Annotated in this window: 9 protein-coding genes; 5 read left to right on the forward strand and 4 right to left on the reverse strand. The window is 58.7% G+C overall.

Annotated features, from left to right (window positions below):
• Positions 1–41 precede the first annotated feature (41 nt).
• The gene (locus JWR14_RS00095; RefSeq protein WP_299699316.1) at positions 42–533 is read left to right on the forward strand and encodes an aminoacyl-tRNA deacylase; all 492 of its coding nucleotides are present in this window, start codon (positions 42–44) and stop codon (positions 531–533) included.
• A gap of 81 nt (positions 534–614) precedes the next feature.
• Entirely contained in the window at positions 615–1,238 is a 624-nt protein-coding gene (plsY, locus tag JWR14_RS00100; protein ID WP_299699299.1) for a glycerol-3-phosphate 1-O-acyltransferase PlsY, read from the forward strand.
• A gap of 94 nt (positions 1,239–1,332) precedes the next feature.
• Here the strand turns inward: plsY and JWR14_RS00105 are convergent, their stop codons facing one another.
• Entirely contained in the window at positions 1,333–1,818 is a 486-nt protein-coding gene (locus tag JWR14_RS00105) for a YajQ family cyclic di-GMP-binding protein (protein ID WP_299699301.1), read from the reverse strand.
• A 160-nt stretch (positions 1,819–1,978) separates the two neighbouring features.
• Here JWR14_RS00105 and murB point away from each other — a divergent pair, with 160 nt between their 5' ends.
• On the forward strand, positions 1,979–2,998 hold the full coding sequence (gene murB / locus JWR14_RS00110; protein WP_299699303.1) for a UDP-N-acetylmuramate dehydrogenase: 1,020 nt from the start codon (positions 1,979–1,981) through the stop codon (positions 2,996–2,998).
• A 114-nt stretch (positions 2,999–3,112) separates the two neighbouring features.
• On the opposite strand, the gene JWR14_RS00115 is transcribed toward murB, so the two are convergent.
• Entirely contained in the window at positions 3,113–4,342 is a 1,230-nt protein-coding gene (locus tag JWR14_RS00115; RefSeq protein ID WP_299699306.1) for an argininosuccinate synthase, read from the reverse strand.
• Positions 4,343–4,558: 216 nt separating this feature from the next.
• Positions 4,559–5,488 carry an ornithine carbamoyltransferase gene (gene argF, locus JWR14_RS00120; protein WP_299699308.1) on the reverse strand — a complete coding sequence of 310 codons (930 nt, stop codon included), beginning with the start codon at positions 5,486–5,488 and terminating at the stop codon, positions 4,559–4,561.
• A gap of 673 nt (positions 5,489–6,161) precedes the next feature.
• Between argF and JWR14_RS00125 the strand changes: the two genes are divergently transcribed.
• Positions 6,162–6,494: a DUF3579 domain-containing protein gene (locus tag JWR14_RS00125; RefSeq protein WP_213767252.1), complete on the forward strand. Its 333-nt coding sequence runs from the start codon at positions 6,162–6,164 to the stop codon at positions 6,492–6,494.
• A 224-nt stretch (positions 6,495–6,718) separates the two neighbouring features.
• Here the strand turns inward: JWR14_RS00125 and rpsT are convergent, their stop codons facing one another.
• Positions 6,719–6,994 (reverse strand): 30S ribosomal protein S20, encoded by a 276-nt coding sequence (gene rpsT / locus JWR14_RS00130; protein WP_299699312.1) that lies wholly within the window; start codon positions 6,992–6,994, stop codon positions 6,719–6,721.
• Positions 6,995–7,488: 494 nt separating this feature from the next.
• On the opposite strand from rpsT, the gene murJ reads away from it, so the two are divergent.
• On the forward strand, positions 7,489–8,971 hold a 1,483-nt coding region (gene murJ / locus JWR14_RS00135), incomplete at its 3' end, for a murein biosynthesis integral membrane protein MurJ (RefSeq protein WP_299699314.1).

The raw sequence follows: 8,971 nt of genomic DNA on the forward strand, positions 1-8,971 counted from the left end.
GGCCGATGGTGGCCATGCTTTCGCGCCGCTACAATGCCGTCATGTCCAAGGTAAAACACATTTCCGAAACCCCTGCGACGCAGTTTTTGCGTCGGCACAAGGTCGCGTTCGGCGAGCATCCTTACGAGTATGTCGAGCATGGCGGCACGGAGGAATCGGCGCGGCAGTTGGGTGTGGATGAACATTGCGTGGTCAAGACCCTCGTGATGGAAGACGAACATGCAAAGCCGCTGATCGTGCTCATGCACGGCGACAAAACGGTCTCGACCAAGAATCTCGCCCGGCAGATTGGAGCGAAGCGCGTGGAGCCGTGCAAGCCGGAAGTGGCCAATCGGCATTCGGGTTTCCTGATCGGCGGCACATCGCCATTTGGTACGAAGAAGGCGATGCCGGTGTACGTGGAATCGAGCATCCTGGACCTGGGTACGATCTATCTGAACGGCGGACGACGCGGGTATCTGGTGAGCATCGCGCCCCCGGTCCTGACCGACCTGCTGAAGGCCACACCCGTGAATTGCGCGAGCGTCGATTAAAATGCGCGTCGTGAAGTTTTGCTCACGTCCCGCGCTCACGTCCCGTTTATGCTTGGCGTTCCCGAAGATAAGAAGAAATCAATGAACAATGTGATTGTCGCTGTGGTGGCTTACCTGATCGGCTCGATCTCGTTCGCGGTGGTTGTCAGTTCGGCCATGGGTCTTGCCGACCCGCGTTCGTACGGTTCGGGCAACCCGGGCGCGACGAATGTGCTGCGCACGGGCAACAAGCTCGCAGCCATCCTGACGCTGATTGGCGATGCGTTCAAAGGCTGGCTGCCCGTATGGGTTGTCGTGCATTTCGGCGCCAGGTTCGGGCTGGATTCCACGGCCGTCGCGCTTGCGGCCATTGCCGTGTTTCTCGGGCATTTGTTCCCGATATTCTTCAAATTCCAGGGCGGCAAAGGAGTTGCGACAGCGGCGGGCGTGCTGCTCGCCATCAACCCGGTGTTGGGGCTGGCCACTTTGCTGACCTGGGTGATCATCGCTGTTTTCTTCCGATATTCATCGCTGGCGGCGTTGGTTTCAGCGGTATTCGCGCCGTTCTTCGATGTTTTCCTTTTCGGCCCCAGCCGTATCTCGCTTGCCGTTGCCGCGATGAGCGCACTGCTGATCTGGCGGCATCGCGGGAATATCAAGAAGCTGCTGGATGGGAAGGAAAGCCGGATCGGGGAGAAGAAGCGGGCGGCGGAAGCGGTTGAATAAACCGCCGTGAAGCCGTGCCGCGAAAGTGAGAAAGCCGCCCTGAAGGCGGCTTTCTTGCTTATGGCAATGCTGAATCAGCGCAGTCCGGTCACACTCAATCGCGGAAATTATTAAAATCCAGCGGCGTATCCGTCACGTCCTTCTTCAGCAACGCAATAGCGCTTTGCAGGTCGTCGCGCTTCGTTCCGTTGATGCGCACCGCGTCGCCCTGAATGCTGGCCTGGACCTTGATCTTGCTGTCCTTGATCATCTTGACGATTTTCTTCGCCAGATCACCGCTTACACCCTTCTTGACCTCGACGACCTGTTTGAGCTTGTCGCCGCCAATCTTCTCGATCTTGCCGTAATCGAGAAAACGCACGTCCACATTGCGTTTCGCGAGTTTCGACAACACCACGTCCTTGACCTGGCCGAGCTTGAAATCGTCGTCGGCAAAAAGCGTCAGATCACGATCCTTTTGCTCGACGCGCGCGTCCGAACCCTTGAAGTCGAAGCGCGTGGCAATTTCCTTGTTCGATTGTTCGATGGCGTTTTTCACCTCGATCATGTTTGCTTCGCTGACGACGTCAAACGATGGCATCTGCATTCCCCTTCGTTGAGGCGAGGCGTGGCGTAAGGCTCGCCGTTAGGCTCGCCGTATGGCTCGCACGCACTCGCTATAATCACGGACCACCATCATTCTACCGATGCCGCCCCGGTTTGCCCAAGGCCGCCCCTGATCTGACCCAAGCGCTTCCTCAATGTCCGAGTTCCAACTTCTCTCCGATTACCCGCTGCTCGCGCATAACACGTTCGGTTTCGACGTCCGCGCCAAGCATGCCGTTCGGCTGACGGAAGAAGCGCGGATCCCGGCGCTGGCTCGCGATGCCCGTCTAGGCGGCCTGCCGCAACTGGTGCTCGGCGGCGGCAGCAACGTTGTGCTGACGCGCAATTTCGACGGCGTCGCGTTGCTTGTGGAGTTGCGCGGCCGCCGCGTGATTGGCGAAGATCATGACGCCGTTTTGGTAGAAGCTGGCGCGGGCGAGAACTGGCACGACTTCGTCGCGTGGACGTTGTCGCAAGGCTTGCCCGGGCTCGAAAATCTCGCGCTGATTCCCGGCACGGTAGGCGCAGCGCCGATTCAGAACATAGGCGCCTACGGGCTCGAAATGGGCGAGCGCTTCGAGCGTTTGCGGGCGATTGAATTATCGACGGGAGAAACTCGGGAATTTGATCGCGATGCGTGCGCGTTCGGTTACCGCGACAGTTTTTTCAAGCAGGAAGGGCGCGGACGTTTTGTGATCGTATCGGTGACCTTTCGTCTGCCGAAAGCGTGGATACCACGCGCGGATTACGCGGATATTGCACGGGTGCTCGAGACGAGCGGCGCGAACAATCCGCAGGCTATCTTCGATGCGGTCGTCGCCGTGCGTCAGGCCAAGTTGCCCGACTGGCGAGTGCTCGGGAATGCCGGCAGCTTTTTCAAGAACCCGGTTGTGAGCGCCGCGGCCTTTGACACGTTGAAGGCGCTTGAACCTGATCTCGTGTCTTACAAGCAACACGATGGCCGGTTCAAACTGGCCGCAGGCTGGCTGATCGACCAATGCGGCTGGAAAGGCCGCTCGATCGGTGCGGCCGCTGTGCACGACCGGCAGGCGCTGGTTCTGGTGAACCGCGGTGGCGCGTCGGGCACGCAAATCCTGGAGCTCGCCGCCGCCATCAAACGCGACGTGCACGCGCGTTTCGCGGTCGAGCTTGAAGCGGAGCCAGTGTGTCTTTGATTTAAAGCTGCGCGGGACGTAGCCGAAACAGCAGGAACTGCCTCACCAACAAAAAACCCGCCGCAGGCGGGTTTTCCGATTCAACAATTTCAACATCAACCAAACCGGGCCAACTCAGCCGCCACGCTTGCGACGTGCATTTTCCGCAATCCGCATGCGCAACGCGTTCAGCTTGATGAAGCCGCCGGCATCCGCCTGATCGTATGCGCCGCCGTCGTCATCGAACGTTGCGATGTTCTTGTCGAACAGCGTTTCCTTCGAATCGCGTGCGACCACCGTCACGCTGCCCTTGTACAGCTTTACGCGCGTCCAGCCGTTCACCTTGTCCTGCGTGTGATCGATCAGCACTTGCAGCGCACGGCGCTCCGGGCTCCACCAGTAACCGTTGTAGATCAACGCGGCGTAACGCGGCATCAGGTCGTCTTTCAAGTGCGCCACTTCACGATCCAGCGTGATCGACTCAATCCCGCGATGCGCCTTGAGCATGATCGTGCCGCCCGGCGTTTCATAACAACCGCGCGACTTCATGCCGACATAGCGGTTCTCGACCAGATCCAGCCGGCCAATACCGTGCTTGCCGCCAATCGCGTTCAATTGCGTCAGCATGTCTGCCGGTGACAACCGCTTGCCGTTCAGCGCAACCGGATCACCCTTCTCGTATTCGATATCCAGAAATTCCGGCTGATCCGGTGCGTCTTCGGGCGCAACCGTCCAGCGCCACATATCGGCTTCCGCTTCGGCCTTCGGATCTTCCAGGTGACGGCCTTCGAACGAAATATGCAGCAGGTTCGCGTCCATGGAGTAGGGTGCGCCGCCTTGCTTGTGCTTCATTTCGATCGGAATGCCCGCCTTTTCCGCGTAAGCCAGCAGCTTTTCGCGCGACAGCAGATCCCATTCACGCCACGGCGCGATCACCTTGATACCCGGCTCGAGCGAGTAATAACCCAACTCGAAACGCACCTGGTCATTGCCCTTGCCGGTCGCGCCGTGCGACACGGATTGCGCACCAACCGCACGGGCGATTTCGATCTGGCGTTTCGCGATCAGCGGACGCGCGATCGACGTGCCGAGCAAGTACTCGCCTTCATAAACGGTATTGGCGCGGAACATCGGAAACACGAAGTCGCGGACAAATTCCTCACGCAGATCTTCGATAAAGATGTTGTCCTGCTTGATGCCAAGCTGCAGTGCTTTCTTGCGCGCCGGTTCGAGTTCTTCGCCCTGACCGATGTCAGCGGTGAACGTCACGACTTCGGCGTCGTAGTTGTCCTGCAACCACTTCAGGATGACGGAGGTATCGAGGCCGCCTGAGTAGGCGAGCACGACTTTTTTGATATCGCTCATGGTGAACTCGTATGGCTGGAAAACGGTGTGCGCCGGGCTTTCAGCGCGCGGAAAACCGCTATTTTGACATCAAATGGCGGCTGTTCGGCATTTTCGGGACGACACGGCGTTTCGATGGAAACGCCGCACGGTTAGCTGAACGCTGCAACCGGCTCGATCGGGCAGCTTATTCAGGCCACTCAATCAAGCCGCGCATTCGGCCACTTATGCAGCCACTCAATGATTGAGTTTGCCGAGCAGCAGATATTCCATCAGCGCCTTCTGGACGTGCAGCCGGTTCTCGGCTTCGTCCCAGACCACGCTTTGCGGGCCATCGATCACCTCCGCGCTCACTTCCTCGCCGCGATGCGCCGGCAGACAGTGCATGAAGAGGGCGTCCGGATGAGCGCGCGCCATCATGTCCGAGTCGACGCACCAGTCGGCGAAGGCTTTCTTGCGCACTTCGTTCTCGGCTTCGAAACCCATGCTGGTCCAGACGTCGGTGGTGACGAGGTCGGCACCGGTGCAGGCGTCATTCGGATCGGCGAATTCTTCGTAGAAGGGCGCGCTATCCGGCGACACCAGCGAGTGATCGAGCGTGTACCCGGGCGGCGTCGACAGGCGCAGTTTGAAGCCAAGAATCTGCGCGGCTTCAATCCACGTGTACAGCATGTTGTTCGCGTCGCCGACCCAGGCCACGGTTTTTCCCGCGATCGGGCCACGCAGTTCGTAGTACGTGAAGACATCGGCCAGGACCTGGCACGGGTGATATTCGTTCGTCAGACCGTTGATCACCGGCACACGCGAATTTTCGGCAAAGCGCTGGATGATGTGCTGGCCGAACGTGCGGATCATGATGATGTCGACCATGCGCGACACCACTTGCGCCGCGTCCTCGATCGGTTCACCGCGGCCGAGTTGCGTGTCACGCGTGCTGAGGAACACGGCGTGGCCGCCAAGCTGGAAGATGCCTGCTTCGAACGAGAGCCGCGTACGCGTTGAATTCTTCTCGAAGATCATCGCCAGCGTGCGGTCGTGCAGCGGATGGTAGGTCTCGTAGCTCTTGAACTTGCGCTTGAGAATACGTGCGCGTTCGAGCACGTAGTCATAGTCGTCGAGAGAGAAATCCTTGAACTGCAAATAGTGGCGAATTTTTTTTTCGGTCATGAAAAATGCGTACGGCGGCTTCAGCCGGCAATTGCGCCGGACGGCGCCGCCGTCGTTGTGGTATCGAATTTCAGCATAAAGGAATTTCCGGTGTTTGACGAGGCCGCCAAATAGCCGATGCGCGCCGCCATACGCCGTCTGACGCGGTTTAGAGGCTTTGTGTGCAGTGCGGAAAAAGGGCCTCTGCTGTATAATCCGGCAGGTTTCTCCGGCAGTCCTGACACCTTTCGACTGCTTACGAATCAGATCCATTGGCATGTTAAGCAGAGTCAATCCGCGGGCTAAACACGCAGATTCCAGGTTGCTTTTCAACGTTGAATCTGCGGGAGTCAGAGCAGTTCGCGTTTTCATGCGAGTTCGTCGCGCCGGCACTTGTCTACCTGTCCAGGCCGTCCGTATGGGGTGCAGCCGTGAACGGGTTCATCATGAGTTGATCGCGCGCTCAGGTCGACTCGGGCGACGTCGTAGTCAGGTCGATGAGCGGTCGGTCAGTGAACAATGAGCGGGTAGATGCAGGTCGAAAAAAGAGGCTGGATCTTACCGGCCGCGACGCTGCCGGACGAGGCGAAGTTCAGCGCCGGAGGTTGCAGCCGATGACTTTCCGGTTCACCTTGCAAACCATGCATGCGCGTTCGCCGGCGTTCTTCGCCGGTCGTCAAACAGGTATTCCTACATGGCCGAAACAATTCCAACCGAATACTTCATTCAGGGCATTACGTCGAACGGCAAGACTTTTCGGCCGAGCGACTGGTCGGAAAGGCTTTGCGGCGTGATGTCCGGGTTCGGCCCGGGCAAGCGCGGTCCAAATGCCCGGTTGCAGTATTCCGTCTATGTCCGTCCGACGTTGCTCGGTAATGTGAAGACGGTGATTCTCGACTCCCGCTTGCGTGACATCGAGCCCATGGCTTTCGATTTCGTGATGAATTTCGCCAAAGACAATGATCTGCTCGTGACGGAGGCGTGCGAGTTGCCGCCGCATCATGCCACGCAGCAGCAACATGGCTAACTCGGCAGCAGGGGCCATTGAGAATGGCCTCTTATCGATGAACACGACAAAAAACCCGCTATTAGCGGGTTTTTTTGTTGCTGCCTTTATTGCTGCCTTTTATTGCCGTTTGCTGTTTTAAGCGTCAGGACGAATCGAGACAACCACAATCCGGGACAACCACAGCAGCAGCCTGTCACGCGCCCGTCAAACTGGGGGCGCGCAATGGGCGACTACCAGAATCCTTAAGCAGCAGCTGCTTGCAGACCCTTGATAGCAGCCGACAGACGGCTCTTATGACGAGCAGCCTTGTTCTTGTGAACGATGCGCTTGTCCGCAATGATGTCGATGGTCTTGACCGACGTCTTGTAGATTTCTGCAGCCTTGGCTTGGTCGCCAGCGTCGATCGCCTTGCGAACGGCCTTGATGGCGGTGCGGAATTTCGAGCGCAGCGCCGAGTTGTGCGAGTTTGCCTTGGCGCTTTGACGGGCGCGCTTGCGGGCTTGTGCGGTATTTGCCATGACGGTTCCTTATCCTGTTCCAGCTATGTGTTTCAGCGCTTCCCGTTTTGCTTCTGGATCAGATCCAACTCAATGCTGGTCCGACTCCACACAAGATAAAACGAGGTCAATCCGATGCGCTGTTTATGATCAAACCCTCGGGATCGATTGCCCGAAAGCGCAAAAAACGTCGAAAGAAGACGCGAAGCCGCCGTGCTTTGTACTTCGTCAGCAACGTACCTAAAAGTGCCGGAGGCAGATTCAGGAGCTTCGAAACCGGCGATTATAGCAACGAAATCATGGGACTGGCAAGCGCGGCTGGTTTTTGCCGCGTCTCGTGAGGATCAAACCCGGCGAAACGAAACCGGACGCAGCTTAACAGGTACAGGTACGTGCGAGATACCTGCGAGTTATCCAGTGAGCTGCGTGCGCGCGGTCCAAGTTGCAAATTCTAACGATTCCACAGATGTTGCAACGCGTCGCGTTCATAATGCGGCCCGTATAATCAACGCCCCATGAATCTATTCCGAGCCCTACTGACGGTCAGCGGCTTCACGCTGCTTTCCCGCGTGACCGGCCTGGTCCGCGAAACGCTGATCGCGCGAGCCTTCGGCGCCAGTCAATTCACCGACGCGTTCTACGTCGCCTTCCGCATACCGAACCTGTTGCGGCGCTTGTCCGCTGAAGGAGCGTTCTCGCAGGCGTTCGTGCCTATCCTCGCGGAGTTCAAGAACACGGAAGGTCACGACGCCACAAAAGCCCTCGTCGACGCCATGTCGACGGTGCTCGCGTGGGCGCTGGCAGTCGTATCGCTGGCAGGCGTAGCGGGCGCATCCTGGGTCGTGTTCGCCGTCGCCTCCGGCCTGGAGCACGACGGCCGCGCGTTCGGCCTTGCGGTGACCATGACCCAGATCATGTTCCCGTACATCATCTTCATCTCATTGACGTCGCTGGCGTCCGGGGTGCTCAACACCTACCGGCAGTTCTCGCTGCCCGCGTTCGCACCCGTACTGCTCAACGTGTCGTTCATCGCGGCCGCCATCTTTCTCGCGCCGCATCTGAAAGTGCCGGTTTACGCGCTCGCCTATGCGGTGATCGTCGGCGGTGTGCTGCAGTTTCTCGTGCAGTTGCCCGGCCTCAAGAAGATCGACATGATCCCGCGCATCGGCCTGAATTTTTTCCGTGCGTTGAGGCACCCGGGCGTCAAGCGCGTGCTGGTCAAGATGGTCCCCATGACCTTCGGCGTGTCGGTCGCCCAACTGAGCCTGATCATCAATACGAACATTGCGTCGCGGCTCGGCGCGGGCGCTGTGTCGTGGATTAATTACTCGGATCGCCTGATGGAGTTTCCCACCGCGCTGCTCGGCGCGGCACTGGGCACCATCCTGCTGCCCAGCCTTTCCAAGGCGCACGTGGACGCCGATCCGGTCGAATATTCGGCGCTGCTCGATTGGGGGCTGCGCATCACCTTCCTGATGGCAGCGCCAAGCGGAGTTGCGTTGTTTTTCTTCGCCGTTCCGCTGACGGCCACGCTGTTTCACTACGGTAAATTCGACGCACATTCCGTCGTCATGGTCGGCCGGGCGTTGTCGGCGTATGGCGTCGGGCTCGTCGGCCTGATCCTGATCAAGATCCTCACTCCCGGTTTTTACGCGAAGCAGGACATCAAGACGCCGGTGATTATCGGCATCATCGTGTTGATCGCCATTCAGCTTAGCAACCTGATTTTCGTCCCTATTTTCGCGCACGCTGGATTGACGCTGTCTATCGGGCTGGGTGCCTGCGTGAATGCCACGCTGTTGTTCATCGGCTTGAGGAAACGCGGAATTTACCAACCCTCGCCGGGATGGACGCGCTTCTTCGCGCAACTCGTCGGCGCGTGCCTCGTGCTCGCGGGCGTGATGCATTGGGTGGCCGGCAATTTCGACTGGATCGGCATGCGTGCCGCACCTCTGGAGCGAATCATGCTTCTCGGTGCAAGCCTGGTTGTATTCGGTG

The organism is Caballeronia sp. (genome assembly GCF_028292365.1).
Taxonomy (GTDB): domain Bacteria; phylum Pseudomonadota; class Gammaproteobacteria; order Burkholderiales; family Burkholderiaceae; genus Caballeronia.